The sequence below is a fragment of the Arthrobacter sp. 179 genome (genome assembly GCF_052379645.1).
Taxonomy (GTDB): Bacteria; Actinomycetota; Actinomycetes; order Actinomycetales; family Micrococcaceae; genus Arthrobacter_H.
On record NZ_JBQSYU010000017.1, the window covers coordinates 1 to 20,717 of the forward strand.

At 56.7% G+C, this 20,717-nt stretch carries 16 protein-coding genes; 2 read left to right on the forward strand and 14 right to left on the reverse strand.

Going from position 1 to position 20,717, the window contains the following annotated elements:
• On the forward strand, positions 1 to 308 hold a 308-nt coding region (locus ACT3UE_RS10980; RefSeq protein ID WP_444566692.1), incomplete at its 5' end, for a hypothetical protein.
• Between the two features lie 330 nt (positions 309 to 638).
• Here ACT3UE_RS10980 and ACT3UE_RS10985 read toward each other — a convergent pair.
• Positions 639 to 1,874: an IS256 family transposase gene (locus ACT3UE_RS10985; RefSeq protein ID WP_443349367.1), complete on the reverse strand. Its 1,236-nt coding sequence runs from the start codon at positions 1,872 to 1,874 to the stop codon at positions 639 to 641.
• Between the two features lie 111 nt (positions 1,875 to 1,985).
• Here ACT3UE_RS10985 and ACT3UE_RS10990 point away from each other — a divergent pair, with 111 nt between their 5' ends.
• Positions 1,986 to 2,483: a hypothetical protein gene (locus tag ACT3UE_RS10990; RefSeq protein ID WP_444566693.1), complete on the forward strand. Its 498-nt coding sequence runs from the start codon at positions 1,986 to 1,988 to the stop codon at positions 2,481 to 2,483.
• Here the strand turns inward: ACT3UE_RS10990 and ACT3UE_RS10995 are convergent.
• The 13 genes from ACT3UE_RS10995 to ACT3UE_RS11055 all read right to left on the reverse strand — a co-directional run bounded on the left by ACT3UE_RS10995 (position 2,471) and on the right by ACT3UE_RS11055 (position 20,654).
• Positions 2,471 to 3,669, reverse strand: a protein-coding gene (locus ACT3UE_RS10995; RefSeq protein WP_444566731.1) for an IS3 family transposase whose coding sequence is annotated in 2 segments (ribosomal slippage) — positions 2,471 to 3,396 and positions 3,396 to 3,669 — 1,200 coding nt in all. Because the reading frame shifts where the segments join, the coding sequence is not laid out codon by codon here. The genes ACT3UE_RS10990 and ACT3UE_RS10995 overlap by 13 nt on opposite strands.
• A 405-nt stretch (positions 3,670 to 4,074) precedes the next feature.
• Complete coding sequence (locus ACT3UE_RS11000; protein WP_444566694.1) at positions 4,075 to 5,610, reverse strand: class I SAM-dependent methyltransferase; 1,536 nt, start codon at positions 5,608 to 5,610, stop codon at positions 4,075 to 4,077.
• A gap of 65 nt (positions 5,611 to 5,675) precedes the next feature.
• Positions 5,676 to 8,156, reverse strand: a complete 2,481-nt coding sequence (locus ACT3UE_RS11005) for a glycosyltransferase (protein WP_444566695.1) — start codon at positions 8,154 to 8,156, stop codon at positions 5,676 to 5,678.
• Between the two features lie 183 nt (positions 8,157 to 8,339).
• Positions 8,340 to 9,617, reverse strand: a complete 1,278-nt coding sequence (locus ACT3UE_RS11010) for a nucleotide sugar dehydrogenase (protein WP_444566696.1) — start codon at positions 9,615 to 9,617, stop codon at positions 8,340 to 8,342.
• A 1,360-nt stretch (positions 9,618 to 10,977) separates the two neighbouring features.
• Positions 10,978 to 13,170 carry a hypothetical protein gene (locus ACT3UE_RS11015; protein ID WP_444566697.1) on the reverse strand — a complete coding sequence of 731 codons (2,193 nt, stop codon included), beginning with the start codon at positions 13,168 to 13,170 and terminating at the stop codon, positions 10,978 to 10,980.
• Positions 13,167 to 13,712 (reverse strand): hypothetical protein, encoded by a 546-nt coding sequence (locus tag ACT3UE_RS11020; protein WP_444566698.1) that lies wholly within the window; start codon positions 13,710 to 13,712, stop codon positions 13,167 to 13,169. The genes ACT3UE_RS11015 and ACT3UE_RS11020 overlap by 4 nt, the downstream gene beginning before the upstream one ends.
• Positions 13,713 to 13,753: 41 nt before the next feature.
• On the reverse strand, positions 13,754 to 15,259 hold the full coding sequence (gltX, locus tag ACT3UE_RS11025; protein WP_444566699.1) for a glutamate--tRNA ligase: 1,506 nt from the start codon (positions 15,257 to 15,259) through the stop codon (positions 13,754 to 13,756).
• Between the two features lie 43 nt (positions 15,260 to 15,302).
• The gene (locus ACT3UE_RS11030) at positions 15,303 to 15,536 is read right to left on the reverse strand and encodes a hypothetical protein (RefSeq protein WP_444566700.1); all 234 of its coding nucleotides are present in this window, start codon (positions 15,534 to 15,536) and stop codon (positions 15,303 to 15,305) included.
• Positions 15,537 to 15,590: 54 nt separating this feature from the next.
• Positions 15,591 to 16,352, reverse strand: a complete 762-nt coding sequence (locus ACT3UE_RS11035) for a fumarylacetoacetate hydrolase family protein (protein WP_444566701.1) — start codon at positions 16,350 to 16,352, stop codon at positions 15,591 to 15,593.
• A gap of 3 nt (positions 16,353 to 16,355) precedes the next feature.
• Positions 16,356 to 17,510, reverse strand: coding sequence for a UDP-glucose 4-epimerase GalE (gene galE / locus ACT3UE_RS11040; RefSeq protein WP_444566702.1), 1,155 nt, complete (start codon positions 17,508 to 17,510; stop codon positions 16,356 to 16,358).
• Positions 17,511 to 17,529: 19 nt separating this feature from the next.
• A complete protein-coding gene (locus ACT3UE_RS11045; RefSeq protein ID WP_444566703.1) occupies positions 17,530 to 18,348 on the reverse strand; it encodes a hypothetical protein in 819 nt (272 codons plus the stop codon).
• A gap of 86 nt (positions 18,349 to 18,434) precedes the next feature.
• Positions 18,435 to 19,526, reverse strand: coding sequence for a branched-chain amino acid aminotransferase (locus tag ACT3UE_RS11050; protein WP_444566704.1), 1,092 nt, complete (start codon positions 19,524 to 19,526; stop codon positions 18,435 to 18,437).
• Between the two features lie 69 nt (positions 19,527 to 19,595).
• Positions 19,596 to 20,654 (reverse strand): 3-isopropylmalate dehydrogenase, encoded by a 1,059-nt coding sequence (locus ACT3UE_RS11055; protein WP_444566705.1) that lies wholly within the window; start codon positions 20,652 to 20,654, stop codon positions 19,596 to 19,598.
• Positions 20,655 to 20,717 lie beyond the last annotated feature (63 nt).

Sequence of the window (20,717 nt, forward strand, 5' to 3'; positions counted from 1 at the left end):
TAGCGGTGGCACTGCTTGCACATTATTATCTGCCAGAGCTGGCTAGACTGCTAAGCCGTTTAAGGTTCGAATTCGACTTGGTAAGTGGTTATCTCACAAATGCGAGTTTCCCCCAGTCCAACAAACCTGTCAGTTCCGTTCGGCGAACCGACCTCGTCGTGTTCGCCGGCCTAGCCTCGATCACAGAAATTGTCCACGACGCGGGCCTGCATGACCTGTCCGATAGGCCGCTAAGCATGCATGCCGATAAGGGTTTCACTTCCAGATCGAAGATCTCAGCACTTGTCGCCGGGATGGCCGTGCTGTGACACGGCGGGATGAAACTCCTCTTCGGCGCCGGCTGCGCGCCGTCAACGCTGGGGGCCGTTCTTGCGGTCCTTCGCTTTCGGGCACATTCGGAGCTCGACGCAGTCGCCTCGCGTCTTTTGAGAAAACTCGCCGACCAGGCACACCTGCGGGGAAACTAGGGCCGCGGAATTTGCCACGCCTCCTGGCTTGACTCCCCTTAGAAAGCCTTCGAAGCGTGCTGGAAATACTCAATACCAAGGTAGTGCCCACTAGCGTGGATGCTCCTATTGTCGTCAGGTCAAGCCCATTTGCGTGGTGTAAGTCGGACGCCACGTGATTCTTGATGTTCGTTAGGTGCTCAGCGCCAGATCGGTATCGATTTCCTCCTTCTGCTCAGTGCCAACGGCGAGGGATTGCTGGATGAGGTCAAGGCCGAGGTAGCGGCGGGATTCGATCCACTCATCGTGCTGTTCGGCCAACACGGCCCCAACGAGACGGATCAACGCATCTCGGTCGGGGAAGATCCCTACGACGTCGGTCCGCCGCCGGATCTCACGGTTCAATCGCTCCTGGGGATTATTGGACCAGACCTGGCGCCACAAACCTTTAGGGAAGGCGGCGAAGGCAAGGATGTCATCACGGGCGGCCTCGAGGTGCTGGGCGACCTTGGGCAGCTTGTCTTCGAAGGCATCCAAGACCCGATCGAACTGCGAATACACGCTAGCGGCATCGGGCTGGTCATAGACCGAATGCAACAACGTCTTCACCCATGGCCAGCTGCTTTTGGGCGTCGCCGACATCAAGTTTGCCGAGTAGTGGGTCCTACACCGTTGCCATGAAGCGCCCGGCAGGGTGGCCCCGATCGCTGCGACGAGGCCTGCATGGGCGTCGGAGGTCACCAGCTTCACCCCGGTCAGCCCACGGGCGGCCAGGTCCCGGAAGAATCCGAGCCAGCCGGCCCCGTCTTCGGCGGAAGAGGCCTGGATGCCGAGGACTTCGCGGTGCCCATCGGCGTTGACGCCGGTGGCGATCATCGCGTGAACGTTGACCACCCGGCCGCCTTCGCGAACCTTCAACACCAGGGCGTCCGCGGCCACGAACGCATAGGGGCCGGCATCCAGAGGCCGGGTCCGGAACTGTTCGACTTGTTCGTCGAGGTCCGCGGCCATGAGCGAGACCTGAGACTTCGACAGCCGAGTGATCCCGAGGGTTTCCACGAGCTTTTCCATCCGGCGCGTGGAGACTCCCAGGAGGTAGCAGGTCGCCACGACGGTGGTCAGGGCGGTCTCGGCGCGGCGGCGGCGCTCGAGGAGCCAGTCCGGGAAGTATGAGCCTTGCCGCAGCTTGGGGATGGCGACGTCCAGGGTGCCGGTGCGGGTATCGAAGTCGCGGTGGCGGTATCCGTTGCGGGAGGTGTTTCGGTCTTCGGAGCGGGCACCGTATTCGGCTCCGCAGACGGTCTCGGCTTCGGCGCTCATCAGGGCGTTGATGAACGTGGTGAGCATCTGGCGCATCAGGTCCGGGGAGGCTTGTTCGAGTTGTTCGGACAGGAAGCGGGCTGGGTCGATAATATGGGGTGCGGTCATCGCGTGGACTCTCTTTCGAAACGTACTTTGGTAGGTCGTTTCAAGAATCACGCGGTGGCCGCCTTATGTTCGGGAGCCACGCCCAAAGGGCCGGCAACGTACACCACGGTAGTGGGCACTACCGGCAAGGATGCCCCGAAAGCGGACAATCAGATGCTCGTGGATGTCACATCAGCGAACCGGCAGGTCTACTATCAGGGATATCAGGTGGGCTTGCCGACGACCTGCGGCGGACGCCAGTTCCACAGAACGATCACCAGCGATGAATTCCTGCTCTCGGATCCGGACACCAGTGAAATCGTGTTCTCCTTCCCGCTGCAGATGATCGCTTTGCAGATGCGTGATCGGTGGGTGGCTTCATACGCCATTCAGGGAGTTCAGTTGTCGCACCCCACGAAGCCATGGGCCCAAAAAGAAGCCGAGTACCGCGAACAATTTGCCCAACGGCGAAAAACAAGTTCCGGAGGTGTTCAGCCACCGACCAGTTCACGGCCCCCACGGATCATAGAGCCTTCTGATAGCTGTGGACGAAGTCATGAGATTCACCGTCCACGAAGTGAAGAGATTGGCCTTGACCCCGATGGGTGGACACCGGGTTATGCGGCTTGAAGTACTGCCGCGGGCTGGTTGCAGTATTGCAGTTCGAAGCTGACGGGGCTGATCTGGCCGATCGCGGAGTGCCGCCGGCGGCGGTTGTACCGATCTTCGATCCATGCCCCGACAGCCTTGCTGGCGCCGGCCTTGGTGGGCCAGACACGGCGGTAGTAGAACTCGGTCTTGAGCGTCGCGAAGAACGATTCGGCCATCGCGTTATCCCAGCACACCCCGGTGCGGCCCATCGATCTGGTGATGCCGTTCTGTGCCGTGAACCGGGTGAGCTGATCCGAGGCGTATTGCGTTCCTCGATCCGCGTGAAAGACGACCTTGCCCGGTCGGTCCCCGCGCAGGGCGATGGCCATCTTCAAGGCGTCCTCGACGAGATCGGTGCGCATGTGGTCCGCGATCGCCCACCCGATCACCCGATGCGAGTGGGCCTCGATCACGGTCGCCAGGTAGAGCCATCCTTCCCACGTCCTCAGGTACGTGATGTCGCCAACCCAGACAGCGTTGATCGTGCCGGTGTCACAGGTTCGCTTCACGACATCGCTGGGATAGGTATCGCCTGCGTCAGTGACGGTGGTCGTCTTCCACCGCTTGGGGCAGAGACCGCGCAAGCCGAGGTGGCGCATGGTCTTGGCGACCGTCTTACGGGAGATGACCTCGCCGTCCTCGCGCAGATCGGCCAAGATCCTCGGCGCCCCGGAGACTTCGTCAGACTCGCCGTGGAACCACCTGACCTTCGCCTCGATCCGCTCTGCACGAATCGCACGCTTCGAGGGCCCCCGCTTGGACCAGGCGTAGTACCCAGACCGCGAGATATCCAGGAGTCGGGCCATCCGGGCGATGGTGAAGTTACTCTTCTCCGCGTGCATCAGCTCGAACGCTTCACGTTCGTATCCGAGGCTTCCTGGGCGAAGAAGAGAGACGCTTTTTTCAAGAACGCCCGATCCAACTTCAGATCGGGCACTTCCTTAGGGAGCCTGGCCAACTCGGCTCGTTCGGACTCGCTCAACGGCTCCTCCCCAGCGCCCTGCCGATCCTTGTGGAGATTGACCCAACGCCCCACCGTGGCCTCGTTGATACCCAGTTCACGCGCGACCACAGCGACCGTCCTGCCGGTGTTGATCACCAGTTTCACGGCCTCGTCCTTGTACTCCGGGGTGAACTCCCGGCGCTGTCGTCCCATGACGTAGATCCTCTCTTACGAGGTGTCCACCGTCAGGCGTCAAGGCCAAGATCCGGTGTCCACGATGTGAAGAGGTTACACATCAACTGTCCAGACTCGCGCTACCGTCAGGCGCTACTCGCCACACGAGCACAGGGCGTGACGCGCTACATATCCGACCCGTCCGTAGCAGTGTCATGCAGCTGACTTTTTCCAGCCGGCTTGCGGGGTATGCTGCGCCGTGAAATTCCAAAACTCTTGACCCAAGCCATAGGAGACTACGACGTCCGCCCTTTGGAACGAACTCTTGGCGGTCCATACTCAAACACTCAGTAGCGCCGTAGGACTCCACAACTACTTCCAGAGAACTGCGGAACTATCCATCGAAATTTAGATAATGCAAATAGTTACCAGCTCACAGTCACGGGGGTTACTTCAGGCGCTTGTGTCCGCGCATAGTTCCGTTCGTTTCAAGACTGCCAACCTGCTAATTCCCCGCTCGACAAGTTCAAAACCTGGGTAAGCATCAAGCCACCACTGAACAGCGTCTGCCTCATCCTGACGCTCAGAATCGTCAAGCACAACGGTACAAGTCGGAGCAAGACGTGTTATCAACAACGGCAGCGCTGGGTAACGCGCATGATCACCGGTAGTCTTAGGAGGGCCGTCAACCACTAGCAAGTCGACTTCATGGATACCTTCAAAAGCTGCCGCTGAATACCACTCGTAGCTCCTGCCATCGACTAGTTGTTCTTCCAATGGCGCGTAGTTTACGTCGACAGATTCACCAAGTTCATGCCTCTCGACCATTTCTTGTGTCAAGTTCATGAAACCCCAATCGTGATCAACCGAAGTAATTTTCGTCTCGAGAGACTCGCAAAGATATCCCAGCCAGATCGTGGAGGTTCCGCCGCCGAGCTCAAGTATGCTTTGAGGTTTCGTGTCTTCAACGATCTTTGAGAGGTGGAGCAGGGCACGTGCGTCCATCGCCCATCGTCCAGAGGGCGGTAGCGGTGCCCTGGGCCGCACTTTTCCGAATAATTGGAAGAGTGCTTCGACTTGTCTAGTTTCATCCCTCGCGGCTGCAGTTAGGCGCATCACAATTTTTTCGGTTTGTACACGCCCATTTCTGGCTACCAGTTCCAACAACCCTTTGACATCGGGACCTGAGTGGATTTCCGGGGAGGCGCTTTCCGACTTGGAACAGTGCGGGTCGGTCAACACGGTTTCAGCTAAAGCATCCCGGGAATCAGCCTGGAACATCCCGGACTCAATGGTCCTTTTGAGGTCAGCGACTGCATAATGCACCGTCTTATACTGATTCCCGACTCCGAGCATGTGCTCCGCCGAGTTGATCCGTTCTTGGGCTGCAGCCTCCTGCAACGACTCGACTCTTCGTTCCAGAGATCCAGAAGAATCGCTCAATAACATTCTGATGGACTCCATATTCCCTAAGGCTCGCCGTTCAGTATGACGGAGCACGGACTCTATACGTTCTTGTTGCTCGCGAAGCGTCAACTGCAATGATTCCCGGAGGGATTGGCTCGATTCTTCGATAGAGGTCGACTCCGTTTTCAACGACTGAACCCCAGCTTCGCAGCTAAGGATGGAAGTATCACTACTGAAGATTCTTTCTGACAACAATTCTTCTCTGACAACCACAGACTCAAGGGTGACCTGCGCCTTGGCAACGGCCGAATTCAACTTAGCTACCGACTGGCTAAGTGCACTGACTTCGTGCTGGCTGTCTAGAGCCGTCCTGTATATAGCTAGCTCGCGTTCAAGCAACGTTCTCATGTGTTGTCGGCCCATCAGTTGAAAGGCTATTACGATTCCGATTACAAGAAGAACGACGGCTACATCAACACGTTGGCTGTCTAAGAGGGCGGTTAACACCACCCCTGCAACAACGACAAGCAAGAACGCTGAAACGGTCCTTGGATTATTGAGTGTCAATTTTGGGAACTTCATAACTGTCCTCATATCTTCGCGTAAATACTAGTGATCACTTTGCAAGGTGTCGTGGCTCGGGCTCGTCACTCGCAACGGTGAACATCGCCCAACAGCGTCTCTACCAATTCAACATAGGTCCCGTATCCGAATTTGCTTTCTGCAATCTCAATCGCTCGGCGAGCTTGCCGACGGTAAGCTGCAGGATCTGCATACAAAGAAGAGACTAGCGGTCCAACTTCTGAAGGATCACAATAAATTGCGCCATCGCCAAAGACGGGACGGTAATGATCGGGAAGAATGACCACACATCCTGAAGCAATGGCTTCAAGCACTGATCTACCGAAGGCCTCAAACGCCAAGGAATGTTGAAAGAACACGAAGAAATCCAGTGAGCCCAGAAAGGATCGAACCGGCAACTCATCGGTATCAAAGACCACCCAATCCAGTGGAGGAAAATCCAGCTCCAAGAGACCCAGCGGCACGTTAGCACCCCCCATAATTCGGACATCGACACTTCCGTCGATGGGGTAGGCCTCGATTGTTGCTGCAGCTGTTTCCGGCCACTTCATACGGTTGTCGCGTGAATGACGGCCGATGACAGGAACGTTATTCCGAAAAGTTCCACGATCAACACACCACTCAGCAACAGACAAGATTCCGGGCATATCGAAGCCGGCTAGTTCATCCGGTGCAACACACCCTTCGATGGCACCCCTGACGGTCGGCCCCTGAGGTACCCAGAGGCCGCGTTGGCCAAACAATCGTTCTCCGTGATCCGCGCAAGATTCCACAACGTAGCGAATATCTGACCCATCCCGCTCCGAAGGAGCCTGGTTGGCCAAAATAACAAAACGATCGATCTCCAGAGCGGACTTGAAGAATGTCGGGAACTGCAGAATTGGGGGATAGCGCAGAACCAAGAGCCCTACTTCTCGTGGTTCGTCGAAAAGAATCTGACGAACAATTCCATCATTCAACAATTCTTGTATGGGCGCGCAAAGTGGCTTTGTTGCCGTCGACATGAACCTAGGAGCCTCAAGGTGCAAGACACCAATAGAGTAGCCAGCCTCCCGAAGTGCACGCATTTCCTCGAGCATTGACTTTTGAGGTCCCCCGAACTGCCTCCAATCGCCGGCGAAGACCACGTCTACTGCCTCTGGCTCCGACGGCAAGATCGCAAACTTTCGAGGTATTAATACCGCCTGTTGATCCCCGTCCCAAACCTTAAGGTCGTCGAGGGCTGCTTTCTCGTGCCAAAGTGCGTAAGAGGCTTTGAACGCACGGCGCGCCGGGTGACTCCAACCCGCCCGAAAGTCTCCGCGAGACAGGGAATTTGGGAGGATTCTAACGAAAGTCAACGGCTCTTTCAGATCGACTACCGCATTCTCTGCGACTTTTTCTAGTCGTTTCTGGAACTCTGTATCAGCTGCTTTCCGTGCGCCCAGGTATCCACCCAGGCCGCCTAAATACTGTCGACGGAACATTAGCGAAGACGCATTTGGATTCTGTGGATTGTAACCCGGCCTGATCCTAACCAAGTTCTCGCTACTAGCTATAGAAAACACTCGGCACCCAGGACTGGCCGGATTTTTGCGTAAGCATGCAATTTGTCGTTCTAGGCGCCGAGGGTGTGACCAGTCATCGTCGTCCTGTCCGGTGATGAACTCCCCCCGTGCTGCCTTCAAGCCTTCATTGCGGGCGAGGTAAGTCCCCCCGTTTACAGCACATTTCAGAAGCCTGATCCGAGTATCGCCAGCCGCAACCTCCTCCAGATCCATGGCGTACTCGTCCGGGGAACAATCGTCTACGATTATCAGCTCGATATTCTGCCAACTTTGCCCCAATATTGAAGCAACGGACGCGCGAAGTGATTGTACATTTGGGCAGTAGGTTGTCATGACTACGGAAATCAATGGCCCGCTCAGTTTCGAGCCTTCCCCTGGATCACAAGTCAGTCCGTTAAACGGGACATCTACATCCTGCCTAATCGAGACCGGCTCAAGTTTATGAGCTAGGAGCGGCGCATTTAGAGATCGCAGCCACTTGGTTCCCCCGGAAGTATCACCACTTCGATAGGGATTCGACAGCTCGGCTGACAAATAGCCGTAATACAGCCGTTCTAAATCCTTATCCTGCGCCAGTAAACCAGCCGCTTCCTTGTCCCGGCCAGCTTCTAGCAGAACTTCAACTTCCAGCTTTCGGAAGCGACGCGACTTCACATCCTTCACCAATTTGGGGTTTGCGACACGGAATGCTTTGAGAGCGAATTCTAAGTCGTGCGTCAGAAATTGTTGAAGTGCGGCAACTCTAGCTAGCGCTGCAAGCCAATACGCATCACAGTCCACATCACGGCCGTCGAGTACGCGCTGTTCGAGCTCCTCACGATCTAGCAAGCCCTTTCCCGCCAGATGCGCAATGACGTCCCTCAGAGCGACTGACTCCGTGCGAATAGCAGTCGCTTCTGCTGCTAGTCCGCGCTTTGAAGCAATCGATGCATAATCGTCAAGTAGCTGTCGATATGAAAGTTGGCACGCGTCGCGCCCTTCTGTTTCCACCTCAAGCATCAAACTCCGTTGACTCCATCTGTTAACTATGTCTGGAACGACCCATGAAGATCGCCTTATCTCCGTGGCTCGCTACCGTGAGCTTTTCACCTAAATACAGGACCGCATCGGGGCCTTACGAAGCCCAGACACCCCGGCCATAAAGGAACTCAGCCAACCTGTTTGTATAAATAGTCTGGAATGCTACATATGCACGACGCCTTCTTGGCGCGGCAAAACGCCTCGGGTGTCCAGAACTGGACAAGAGACTCCTTCTAGTCGAAGATCCCGGTATTCGGCGTGATCTTGAAGAAGTACGACCAAATCTGCAGAAGCGAGAGCCTGATCAAGGTCACCCACGCATTCGAAGTTCAGTCCAGCGGCCACCCGCCACTGGCTGACGAGAGGATCGTGGAAAGACAAATCGCATTGGTGGTCCGAGAGCAACCGCGCCAATGGAACAGCAGGCGACTCGCGCTGGTCGGCAATGTTTGATTTGTAGGTGACTCCAAGCAAAAGAACGTTGGACCCCTTAACCGGCTTTCCGGCATCGTTCAATATCTCGGCTATGCGCGTGCGCACGTGCGAGGGCATGGAGCTGTTAATCTCTTGGGCAAGCTCGACAAACCTGAAGGGGTGTCCAAGTTCCTTCTTGATGGTGTACGACAAATAGTTGGGATCAATTGGAATGCAGTGTCCGCCAACACCTGGACCCGGATAGAAGGCTTGAAAGCCAAACGGTTTGGTCTTGGCGGCATCGATGACCTCGAACAGATCGACCCCCAGACCACGGGCAGCTTGAGCAAGCTCATTCACCAGCGCAATGTTGACATGCCGATAGGTGTTTTCGAGGAGCTTGGCAGTCTCGGCTTCCCGTGTTCCAGAAACCGGAACGACGGTATCCACGATCTGGGAGTAAAATTTCTTGGCCCTATCGAGACATGATGACGTTATGCCTCCTACTACCTTAGGCGTGTTCCTAAAGCCGTAAACAGGGTCCCCTGGATTGATGCGCTCGGGTGAATAGGAGAGAAATATGTCCGTACCGACCCTTCTACCGTTCGATTCGAACATGGGTTTGAGTAGATCTTCAGTCGTCCCCGGGTAGGTCGTGGACTCCATCGAGATTAGGGTATCTACTTCAATGTTTCTGGCTGCAGTCTCGGCAGCCGAGATGACGTATGTCATGTCGGGAGCACCATCATCAGACAACGGTGTCGGAACGCATATCACGACGGTTTTCGTTTTTGCGAGTACGCCTGGATTCGTGGATGCTTCAAAGCCGGCATCCAACATTATTCCGATGTCGTCATTCGTCAGGTCATCAATGTGGCTGGTGCCGTTGTTCAGACCATTGACGATCCGTGGATTCAGGTCGAAGCCGACGGTTTTGAGGCCGGCACGGACAGCTTCTTGCGCCAGTGGCAATCCTACATAGCCCTGCCCAATTACTACGAGATCCAATTCTTTCGTTACTGCCATATGCTGTTCCCCCTCGAGATTCTCCCTCTATCGTCAAATTTGTCAGCTGAATCGAATCTAATGTCTGTTTTCACAGCATCGTGTTCTTGATCTCGTACAGCTCTGAAGACGAGTCGGGCAATTTTTAGCGTTTTGTTGATTTTGATTTAGTGCGAGTCGATACCGAGACCAGTTGACCGGAGCGGATGCGCTTCGTGGACTTGAGCTCCCTGGATTTGGGAGCTAGCTGCCCCTAAAAACAGAAACTCAGACCTTCTTGGCATCAAGCAGTTCTATCCTAGTTTCGGTTTCGCAGCTTTGGCGCAAAAATTCATTCGACGAGGGTCACCTCATTGAGCCCCAGAGAGGCCCACAGGATCTCGAAATCCTTCCGCCCATACACGTACTGACCATTTGGCAATTGCTCTTCTCTCGGCAGATAGGAGGTCTGCCCGGCCAATGGTCGGTAGCATTCCACTTTTGAAGGCGTCCCGTGGTTGCGAATCACCTTTAGAAGAATAGCTCGAAACACCTGCTGATTCTAAACTGAGTCCGTCAAAAAGGGCCGAAATGATGAGCTCACGCTGGGTCGAGCTGCCAGTCCCTTCGTTGCACACAAGTTTGCAAGTATTCCATCCCCGCCGAACAGCAAGCCCAAAAATCTCGGGGCTTACCTTTTGCGCTGGATCGGCGTCGATGAGCACAATGGAACCTGTATTTGCACGGTATATCGAAGCCGTCCAAACGCCGCCCTGCAAGCGCAGCTCGTGATTCGATTCTCCGGCTGGAACCTCTCCAACCCATCCACGCCAAGAGTAGTGAACGCTATGTGATGAAATGACGCTGTCATCACGTCCAACAGGCTGTTCCATATCTAGCCGACACAGCGCGAGCAGAAAATTCCAGGATGCATCGGCCAGCCTCCGATTTTGTACATCGAGAACATGAACGCACGAGAAATTTGCTACTGCAGCAATGGCTTCATCACGAACGTATTGAACCCATGATTTTCTTTTAGTGTCCCAAGATGCCTCAGTGGAAACATGAACTATTGTCCATCCATGGGATCGTAGGGCGCTAAAATCCCCTAGGTCGGTAATTGCAACTACTCGGAACGCGAGTGAGACTTGTTGGAGTGCGTGTACCAAGTCGACTACGTCCTGAAGCCCAGGCGCAAATTCACGGAAAACAGGCAAAAGTACGACTGGCAGCTCCCCCCTCCGAGTTTTGGACAACGCAGTGCCGCCATCAATATTAAGGCTCCGTCCCGATCCACCCTTTGGCCTCGATCGCGAATCCATCTGGAGGGAGCGCAGGGTATCCATGATCGACCTCGATGCTTGTCCGCTAGACCCTGTCAGCCCGTTGGTAATTTGCGAGATCACGATCGGGCCTCTGCTATCTCGAATATCAACTTTGCTGCGGCGCCGGCGCCATTGATGAAGCAATGGTTGGCCATAGACAAGCGCATTTTTTCCCGAGTGGAGGGCTTTGCGAGATTTTCGATGGCCTCGACAATTCTTTCTCGGTTCTCGTCGACAACGCAGTGACCGAGTCCTGCGTCACTTGCGAAAATTGCCCGCTGAATTTGATCGTCAGTCACGGTATTCAGATTAGGCAACCAAAGTGCTGGTACCTTATACGCGATCCATTCATGAAATGAGTTATACCCAGTGGCAGAAACGACGAAATCAAATGCGTTCGCAAGTTTCGCCAGAGGGTAAATGTTTAATTCCCTAATACCCTTTGCGAAGAACCCGTTCTCCGCGATGGGCGGTTTTGTCATAAAGATTTCGATATCCATAGGTAATCGTTCAAGTGCTTCGAGTACGCTTGCCAACTGTTCATCGATCTTGTTGATGTTCCCGGCCCCCAGCGTGATGAGGACGGCCAGCTTGTCGGTGTCGATTCCCAGTGTGGAACGTGCATCATCCCGTGAATCGAGCTCATCTGGATCCACTAGCAAAATAGGGCCGACTTCCGTGGCATCTGATACATCTGTCGTTATGCCGCGATCATAGTCAGAGGCAAGGTCCCCAGGCGCAATGACCTTATCGAACCAGGTGTTCTGAACCAGCGAGGTCGAAGGCGTCGTTGCCCGCCACATACCCCGCCTAATCCACACAAAGGGGACGGCCAAGTTCTTCGCTGCCTCCGAAATGCCCCAGTACGGCCATGTCCCGTCGAAAACAACTATCGTGGGGGTTATAACTTCGAGGGTAGTTAGAAACTTGGCAGCGAAGTACGGATTCCATTCGCCCCCTGACATGTTCATGTCGGCCAACGACGGAATATAGAAATACTCATATCCGTAATCAGCGACAACCGCACAAGCTTGCGACATCGAAATGAACGACACCGACACGTGGCTTGGCAATTTCCTCGAGATTCCCAAGAGACGACTCAGATGGCCCATGCCTGCACCATTACTCGTGACGAAGCAGACCCTGACCGGATCGTAAGAACCAGTCTTTACGACAGAATCAGCGACCGGCAACTCCGTCGTACCCAACAATTCAATTTCCGGTAGTTGTTGAGGCTTCTCCAAAAGCCTCAGGCCACATAGGGAAGCCAGCATTCCTTTACTTGTACGATCTTGAGATACGTGACGAGAGACTCCATCTTCCATTTCAGAATCCGGTCCGAAGAGCTCCATAGGACTATCGTCGAAATAGGCTGCAGCATCGCCCAAATAGACTTCCATTTCTCTGGGGAGAAGCAAGACCAAGCCTTTGACAGCGAGGCCAAGGGCGAGCAAAGGCCGCCAGGCAAGATCCGTTAACGCTTCTCTCGGTATCAACAGAGCGTCAACTTCCAGTACGAACTTCTCCATCGTTTCTCGGGTAAACGGCCAACCTATTACCAAATCATCTTCGTCATTTGCGGTTTGCAAATCAGACGGTATCGCACCGTGAACAAGAAGCTCCGCCCCGCTGCTGTTCTTTAGTTTTTTGAGAAAATCCCTTCGCGCCTCGTGAGCCCCGACCGACAGTGGTGGAAGAACCACTCCGATTTCGCCCAAGTCCTTATCAGATGATCTGAGTTGGCCCGGTTCAAAGTCGCTCACGTGGAAATTCCAGATATGTACGTCATGAGCGGAAAGCGCAGCCTTGACCTTCGTTTCGACCGTTTTGTTTGCGGCGAAAATAGTCACCGGATTGCCCGAGTACGGTTCAGCAGCCGCGTCCAAGCATTGATGCAACTCGGGATCAAATACGTAGTCGGCGCCACCATCCACTACGACGGCGATATCATCTGCAGCGACGTGACCAGTCAATGCCCGGTCAACGAAGGTTCTTCCGCTGTATATGATTGCCAGCTTGGCTTGGCAAAAGTCTCTACTTCCAGCAATCGGGACTCCCCTGCTCAAGGCTTCTTGGGCGAACCCCACATTGCGGTAGCGATCGGCTGCGCCACTCTGCATCAAGGGAAGAATCACAACTGACAAGCCGAGCTGAATAAACTTCTGCAGATCGCTCGTCATATCGATTCCCAGCGTCTCCGGAACGTCAAAACTAGCAATCATCGCGACATCGCATACCAGCGGATTGTCACGGTGCAAGACATCGCTCATTCGTCGTCTCCGTTGTTCGCCACTTCCATATTGCTCTCGTGGAAGTCGTTTCCGAACTGTGTGCACATCCACGCTAGATCTTCGGAAATTTGGTGTCGCCACTGCGCGAGTGCCCTGACTTGGACAGGGCTCTCCTCATACTTCTGGACGTGTGCCTCCACTCTCTCGATCGCAGAAAGTTGCTTCTGAGCGAGTTGTCCGAGTTGCCTCAGGCGCTGTTCGTTATTTTTCTGTTCAGCACTAGACGCTTCCAGCAGTTCCCTAAACGTAGATTCTGAAACTCCAGACCGCATTCCAGGCGATATGTCGTCGAGCTGAAGCTTTACAGAGTTAAACAACCGAGCTTGTTCGGCTTGGAAGCGAGCTTGACGCGTTCCAGAGCTCACGGACTGCCTTCTGTCGAGAATAATCATCAGCGCGCAAATGTCGATCAACGATAAGACCAGAAACACACGAATGTCGGCCAGGACACTTGCAGACGTCATGCCAACGACGACGACGCTAGCGCCCATCAAGAATGGCTTGCTGAATCTTCTAGGCATACTGGTGCCTTCCCCTACTACGGTTTCGTGTTTCGGATCTGCTATACGTTGCCGCGAAATCTGCCGATGCGCTTAATACTTGATTCTCTGCCCAAAATGACCATGGATTCAAATAACGGTGGTGAAACTCGTTTGCCTGACATGGCGGTACGCAGGGGTCCGAACGCTAGTCGCGGTTTGATTCCCATATTGTCGATCAGCGCAGAGCGCAGCACTCCCTGGATCGACTCTGCATCCCAGACTTCCAGTTCCGTCAGTTCGGTTAGCGCAGCGTCGAGAACGTCGTCTGCGTTACTGGGCATACCCTTGAGCGCTTCGGGTTGAATCACAATCTCGTCATCGCCACGAAAGAGGAATTCGAGCATTTCCGGCGCTTCACCCAGCAGAGTGATGCGCTCCTGGACCAGAGGCGCCGCCCGATCCAGAATGTGCTCTTCCTCCGCTGTGAGCGTCTCCCCTGTGACTCCGGCACGATGCAAATAAGGCACCAATCGGTCCCGGAAGTCCTGCACCTCGAGCATGCGCACATGGGTGCCATTGATGGCTTCTGCTTTTTTTACGTCAAACCTAGCCGGGTTGCCGAGTACGTCGTGAATATCGAAGGCCTCTACCAACTGTTCGCGAGTAAAGATGTCTTCGTCTGCAGACAAGCTCCATCCCAACAACGCCAGATAATTCACTAGGCCTTCGGGAATGAAACCCCTGTCACGGTGGAGGAAGAGACTGGCTTCCGGATCGCGTTTTGAGAGCTTCTTTTTGCCGGCCCCCATGACATAGGGCAGGTGCCCAAAGAGGGGCATGTGCTGGGCAATTCCCACGTCGATCATCGCCCGGTACAGGGCGATCTGTCGGGGGGTCGAGGAGAGGATATCCTCACCGCGCAAGACATGGGTGATCCCCATGAGGGCATCGTCGACGGGGTTCACCAAGGTGTATAGCGGTTTTCCGTTGGCGCGGACGACGGCATAGTCGGGGACAGTACCTGCCTTAAAGGTGATTTCGCCGCGTACAAGGTCGGTGAATGTCAGATCGTCTTCGGGCATGCGCAAGCGCAGGACCGGCTCGCGGCCTTCCGCGCGGAAAGTAGCAATCTGATCAACGGTCAGGGACCGGTCGTAGTTGTCATAGCCCAGCTTGGGGTCCTCCCCCAGTGCCAGGTGCCGGGCTTCAACTTCCTCCGGCGTGGAGAACGATTCATAGAGATGGCCTGCGTCGCGCAACTTGGCAATCGCGTCTTGATAGATGTCTGCGCGTTGGGACTGCCGGTAGGGCTCGTGCGGACCACCGACGTCGACACCTTCATCCCACGTGATGCCTAGCCAGTCCAGAGCATCAAGTAATTGCTCGTAGCTTTCCTCGGAATCACGCTTCGCGTCGGTGTCTTCGATCCGGAACACCATCTTGCCACCGGTATGCCGGGCATAAGCCCAGTTGAACAGTGCGGTGCGGATGAGACCGACATGTGGTGTCCCCGTCGGTGACGGACAGAAGCGGACGCGGACAGGGGTCTCGTCAGTGACGATCGGAATCTGGGATGGCTCAATCATGATGAGTCCTATCCTAATACGGCCAGGGGCAAGTCCTTCCGCGTTACCGGTTTCCTGCCTTGTCACGACCACGCACAGCGGTAGCGATACGGCGGATCAGTAGTGCCACGGCCAAGACGATGGCGATGACTAGCAACGTGGCGGTCACCGGGACGGGCCAGCCGGCACGGTAGGAAATCCGCGAAAGTACGGCCAAGGCCCAGGCCGCTGCCCAGAAGGCCGTGCGGCGCTTCTGCCAGGCGGGGCGTGCCGCCCGACTGCGTTGGGTTTCCATCATGGACATTCGGATGGCCCGTCCAACGCGACGTTTCCCGTACATCGTCAGGCGTTCTTAGCGACGGAAGGTGTTGGTGAGCGTGCCGATGCCCTCGATCTCGACATCAAAGCGCTGACCTTCGCGGAGCAGACCGACCCCGGCAGGCGTCCCGGTGAGCAGGATGTCGCCGGGCAGGAGGGTGAACGCCTGTGAGGCATACGCGACCAGATCGGGAACGCTCCAGACCATGAGCGTGGTATCACCATCCTGGACGGTTTCACCATCCAAACGTCCCTGGATCCGCACATCCTCGACGTCCAAATCCGTTTCGATCCACGGCCCGATAGGGCAGGCGCCATCCCAGCCCTTGGCACGAGCCCATTGGTTATCGGTTCTTTGCACGTCACGGGCCGTGAGGTCGTTGGCGCACGTGTATCCGAAGATCACATCCCCGGCCTTCTCCGCCGGGACGTCTTTGCAGATGCGCCCGATGACGACCGCTAGTTCGGCCTCATAGGACACTTCTTCGGAAAAGGCAGGAAGGGTTACCGGGTCACCGGGGCCGGCCACCGAAGTGTTCGGCTTGAGGAACATCAACGGTGTGACGGGGACTTCATTACCCATCTCCCGGGCGTGTTCGGCATAGGTTCGGCCGAAGCAGACCACCTTTGAACGCGGGATGATCGGGGCAAGCAGCCGAACGTCGTCGAGCCGGTGGCGGGCGCCGGTGGGCTTGATGCCCTGGAAGAAGGGGTCACCGGCAATGACGATGACGTCTTCGCCGTCGACTACGCCGTACATGGGGTCATCGTCTAGTACAAACCGAACAATACGCATGGACTATAGCCTAGTAGAGGTATCGCGGTCGTCGCGATCCGACCCCGTCGGTGAAGCTTTGTCACGGTCTTCGTCTGCACCTGCAGTGCGACTTTCCTCAACCGGAGAGCTGTCATCGACCCGTAGCTCTTCCTCCGCCGCAGGTTCGGGTGGGAAGCCCTCAGGATTATTCGACTGCCACCGCCACATGTCGGTGACCATCTCTTCCAGACCTCGTTCGGCCTTCCACCCGATCTGTTCACGTGCGAGTGTCGGGTCACCATAGGAAGCTGCGACATCGCCGGGGCGGCGTTCTACGATTTCGTAAGCGATCTCACGTCCCGCCGCCCGTTTGAAGGCGGCAATGACCTCGAGCACCGAGGAACCATTTCCCGTGCCGAGGTTCCACGCATGCAGGCCCCCGTGATCTTGCAGGTACTCAAGTGCCGCCAGGTGCCCTGCACCCAAATCGACCACGTGGATATAGTCGCGCACGCCCGTCCCGTCCGGCGTCGGGTAGTCGTCGCCGAAGACGCTGACCTTCTCGCGGCGCCCGACGGCGACTTGCGCAACGAAGGGCATCAGGTTGTTCGGGATGCCTTGCGGATCCTCACCGATCCTTCCCGACTCATGGGCACCGACCGGGTTGAAGTACCGCAGTTTGGCAATGTTCCAGCGGGAGTCCGACACGGCCAGATCATCAAGGATGCGCTCGATCTGTAGTTTGGTCTGGCCATAGGGGTTGGTGGCAGACAGCGGTTGGTCCTCGGTCAGCGGCAGAATCTGGCTATCCCCGTAGACAGTCGCCGACGAACTGAAGACCAGAGTGCGGACATCATGTGCGTCCATGGCTTCCAGGAGGTTCAGCGTACCGACGACGTTGTTTCGGTAGTACGCCAGTGGCTTGGCGACGGATTCACCGACTGCTTTGAGCCCGGCGAAGTGGATGACTGCTTCGGCACGGCTTTCTGATAACACACGATCCAGTGCCACTGGGTCCAAAAGATCGGCAACGTGCACGCTAGCGTGGTTCCCGGTCAGCTCGGCGACGCGGCGCAGAGACTCGGGTGATGAGTTCGTGAAGTTGTCCAGGACGTGGACGTCGTGGCCTTCTTCGAGGAGCAGCAGAACGGTGTGAGATCCGATATATCCGGCTCCGCCGGTAACGAGAATGCGCATGGACCCCAGTCTATGAGGTCTATCTCGATGTTGGAGAAAATTGGACTGAAGCGTCACGTATTCGTTCTTCCACGGTTGCTTTCGCTTCGGGCAACATCGTGTAACCATGACCGGTGTCAAAGCCCGCGAAGTCCTTCCCGGTTGCTTCGGCCACGTCCCGCAGCTCCTGATACCGGGTCTCGCTGTCGGCATGCGATGTGGTGAGCAGGATCGGCCGATTCGTTCGTTTCAAGTCGTGCTGAAAGGAATCTGTAGCCGCCATACCGTAACCCGACAAGCTGATGATCGAGTCGGCACCGGCAGCCGGCCCGAAGTGCACGGCCAGGTATCCTCCGAGGGACGCTCCGACGATGACAATCGCTTGGGCACCGCTGGCTTGCAGTCGGTCGATGCCTGCTGTGATTTGCCGGCGCTGGTTGGTTTCCGTCCCGGCGCACTGTGCCTGCCCATACCCACAGAGATCAAAGGTCAGGAAACGAGCGTCCTGAGTGAGGTCGTTGAAAGACTGCGAGTGGGCAAGCCAGCCGCACATGCCGTCACCATCGGTCTGGTGCAACAGCAGGACGCCGGTCGTCCCGCTCCCCCAGCTGGCGGCTGGCGACGTGGTGGAGCCGGCCTTCAGCGTCTCAGGGACAATTTTCGTCTCGGAGGAGCAGCGGGTGTCGTTCGGTATATCCGAGCCTGGCTCCGGGCCAGGCGGTGCGGCCACTGCTTTCGAGCCTGAGGTTGTTGAAGCGCCCGCAGTGGCTTCCGCACTTGGTCCGGCTGCGCAGCCCGAGAGCGTCATCAGCAGGAGCGCGGTCAGGCACAACGACCAGTGGCCGCCTTCTCGGTTCATCCTCAGACACTAAACCCGAGATCCTCGCGGAGCAATGCTCCGCGAGGATCTCGGGTTTGATGCGGCCAGTCAGGAACCAGATCGATCTATACGAGGCGGGTGAGCCAGCCGTGGGTATCCTCGATGGTTCCGGTCTGGATGCCGAGCAACTGCTCGCGGATGGCCATGGCCACCGAGTCCTTGCCGGGTGCGGGCGTCACGATGGTCTCGTCAGTGGTCTTCAATTCCCCGATGGGGGTGATGACCGCTGCTGTGCCGCAGGCAAAGACCTCGGTCAGGGAACCGTCTGCTGCCGCCATCCGCCATTCGTCGATAGTGATCTTGCGTTCCTGAACTGTGAGCCCACGTTCGCGGGCCAACTCCATCACGGAGGACCGGGTCACCCCGTGCAAGATGTTGCCGTTCAGTTCAGGGGTAACCAGCGTGCCATCGGCGAAGACGAAGAAGACATTCATCCCACCCAGCTCATCGACGGCGAAGTCGTTCGTCGGATCGAGGAAGAGGACCTGCTTGCAATCGTTGGCCTCTGCTTCGAGCTGGGCCGCCAAGGAAGCTGCGTAGTTCCCACCACATTTCGCCTCGCCCGTGCCGCCGTGACCGGCCCGGGCGTACTGGGTGGACAGCCAGATGGAGACCGGCTTCAATTCGCCGCCGAAGTAGTTTCCTGCGGGTGAAGCGATGACGCGGTAGGAGACCTCGTGGGAGGGACGCACCCCCAAGAAGGCTTCCGTGGCGATCATGAACGGGCGCAGGTACAGGGCTTCGCCGTCACCTGAAGGCACCCAATCAACATCGACGGATACCAAGCGCTTCAGCGAATCAATGAACACATCGGTCGGAAGTTCTGGCAGGGCCAGCCGGCGGGCTGAGATGTTGAAGCGCGCCGCGTTGGCTTCCGGCCGGAAGGTCCAGACGCTTCCGTCGGCGTGACGGTAGGCCTTCAGCCCCTCAAAGATTTCTTGTCCGTAATGCAGGACCGATGCCGCCGGGTCCATCATGATCGGGCCATACGGTTCGATCCGGGCATCGTGCCAGACCCCCTTGCCGGAGGCATCCTGGGTCCAGTCGACGATGGCGGTGTGGTCGGTGAAGTAATCGCCAAATCCGGGATCTGCCAGAATCTTGGCGCGTTCTTCGGCGCTCTTAGGGGTGGTGGAGAGCTGTTGTGAGAATTCCATGGTGCCTACGCACTTCCTCTGCAAAGTTTTCGTGCCGTCCCTCACACGGGACGTTGTTCCGGCACCAGCTTATGACAGCTCCAGCGTGATCGCGTCGCCGACTTCCGCAGTTGATCTCGGATCGGTAAGTTCCGCCCGTGAGTCGAGGTCCTTTTCAACGGCGGCTTCTACCTTGCGGGCAGCATCGGTCAGGCCCACATGTTCCAGCAGGAGCGCCGCGGAGAGGATCGCCGCGGTCGGGTCGGCGATCTGCTGTCCAGCGATATCCGGAGCCGAGCCGTGGACCGGTTCGAACATCGAAGGACCGGTACCGAGCATGTTGATGTTCCCCGAGGCAGCCAGCCCGATTCCGCCGGTCACGGCACCTGCGAGGTCGGTGAGAATGTCACCAAAGAGGTTGTCGGTGACGATGACGTCGAAGCGTGAAGGATTCGTGGTCATGAAGATCGTCGCCGCGTCGACGTGCATGTAGTCGTGAGTGACGTCAGGATATTCTGCGGCTACGGCTTCGACGGTCCTGCGCCACAGGTGCCCGGCGTAAACAAGGACATTGTGCTTATGGACCAGGGTGACATGGCGGCGCTGACGTTCGCTGGCACGGCGGAAGGCTTCGCGGACGACGCGTTCGACGCCGTAGGCGGTGTTGACGGAGACCTCGGTGGCGATCTCGTGTTCGGTGCCAACTCGCAGGGCACCACCATTGCCGACGTAGGGGCCCTCGGTTCCCTCGCGTACAACAACGAAATCGATGTCCCCGGGATGTGCCAGCGGGCTAGGGACGCCCGGATACAGGCGCGACGGCCGCAGGTTGATGTAGTGGTCGAGGCTGAAGCGTAATTTGAGCAGCAGTTCGCGTTCGATCAGTCCTGAAGGAATGCGGGTATCCCCCGGCGCCGCACCGACTGCTCCAAAAAGGATCACTTCGTGGGCGCGGAGGGATTCAAGGGTCTCATCGGTGAGGGTCTCGCCGGTTTCCAACCAGTGTTGGGCTCCCAGGCTGTAGTCGGTGATCCGCAGTGAACGGTCCCCGCCTTCGGTAGCTTTCTTCAGGACCTTGATGGCTTCGGCAATGACCTCGGGGCCAATGCCGTCACCGGGGATGACGGCCACATCAATCGCGTTGCTCATGTATCCAGATTATTGCGGTGTCCGCATCCCGGACAAACCGTCTCGTTATTTGATACGGGGATA

Coding starts and splice junctions, on each gene's coding strand:
- ACT3UE_RS10985 (WP_443349367.1), bottom strand. CDS start 1,874: ATGACCGCACCCCATATTATCGACCCAGCCCGCTTCCTGTCCGAACAA.
- ACT3UE_RS11000 (WP_444566694.1), bottom strand. CDS start 5,610: ATGAAGTTCCCAAAATTGACACTCAATAATCCAAGGACCGTTTCAGCG.
- ACT3UE_RS11005 (WP_444566695.1), bottom strand. CDS start 8,156: ATGCTTGAGGTGGAAACAGAAGGGCGCGACGCGTGCCAACTTTCATAT.
- ACT3UE_RS11010 (WP_444566696.1), bottom strand. CDS start 9,617: ATGGCAGTAACGAAAGAATTGGATCTCGTAGTAATTGGGCAGGGCTAT.
- ACT3UE_RS11015 (WP_444566697.1), bottom strand. CDS start 13,170: ATGAGCGATGTCTTGCACCGTGACAATCCGCTGGTATGCGATGTCGCG.
- ACT3UE_RS11020 (WP_444566698.1), bottom strand. CDS start 13,712: ATGCCTAGAAGATTCAGCAAGCCATTCTTGATGGGCGCTAGCGTCGTC.
- gltX (WP_444566699.1), bottom strand. CDS start 15,259: ATGATTGAGCCATCCCAGATTCCGATCGTCACTGACGAGACCCCTGTC.
- ACT3UE_RS11030 (WP_444566700.1), bottom strand. CDS start 15,536: ATGATGGAAACCCAACGCAGTCGGGCGGCACGCCCCGCCTGGCAGAAG.
- ACT3UE_RS11035 (WP_444566701.1), bottom strand. CDS start 16,352: ATGCGTATTGTTCGGTTTGTACTAGACGATGACCCCATGTACGGCGTA.
- galE (WP_444566702.1), bottom strand. CDS start 17,510: ATGCGCATTCTCGTTACCGGCGGAGCCGGATATATCGGATCTCACACC.
- ACT3UE_RS11045 (WP_444566703.1), bottom strand. CDS start 18,348: ATGAACCGAGAAGGCGGCCACTGGTCGTTGTGCCTGACCGCGCTCCTG.
- ACT3UE_RS11050 (WP_444566704.1), bottom strand. CDS start 19,526: ATGGAATTCTCACAACAGCTCTCCACCACCCCTAAGAGCGCCGAAGAA.
- ACT3UE_RS11055 (WP_444566705.1), bottom strand. CDS start 20,654: ATGAGCAACGCGATTGATGTGGCCGTCATCCCCGGTGACGGCATTGGC.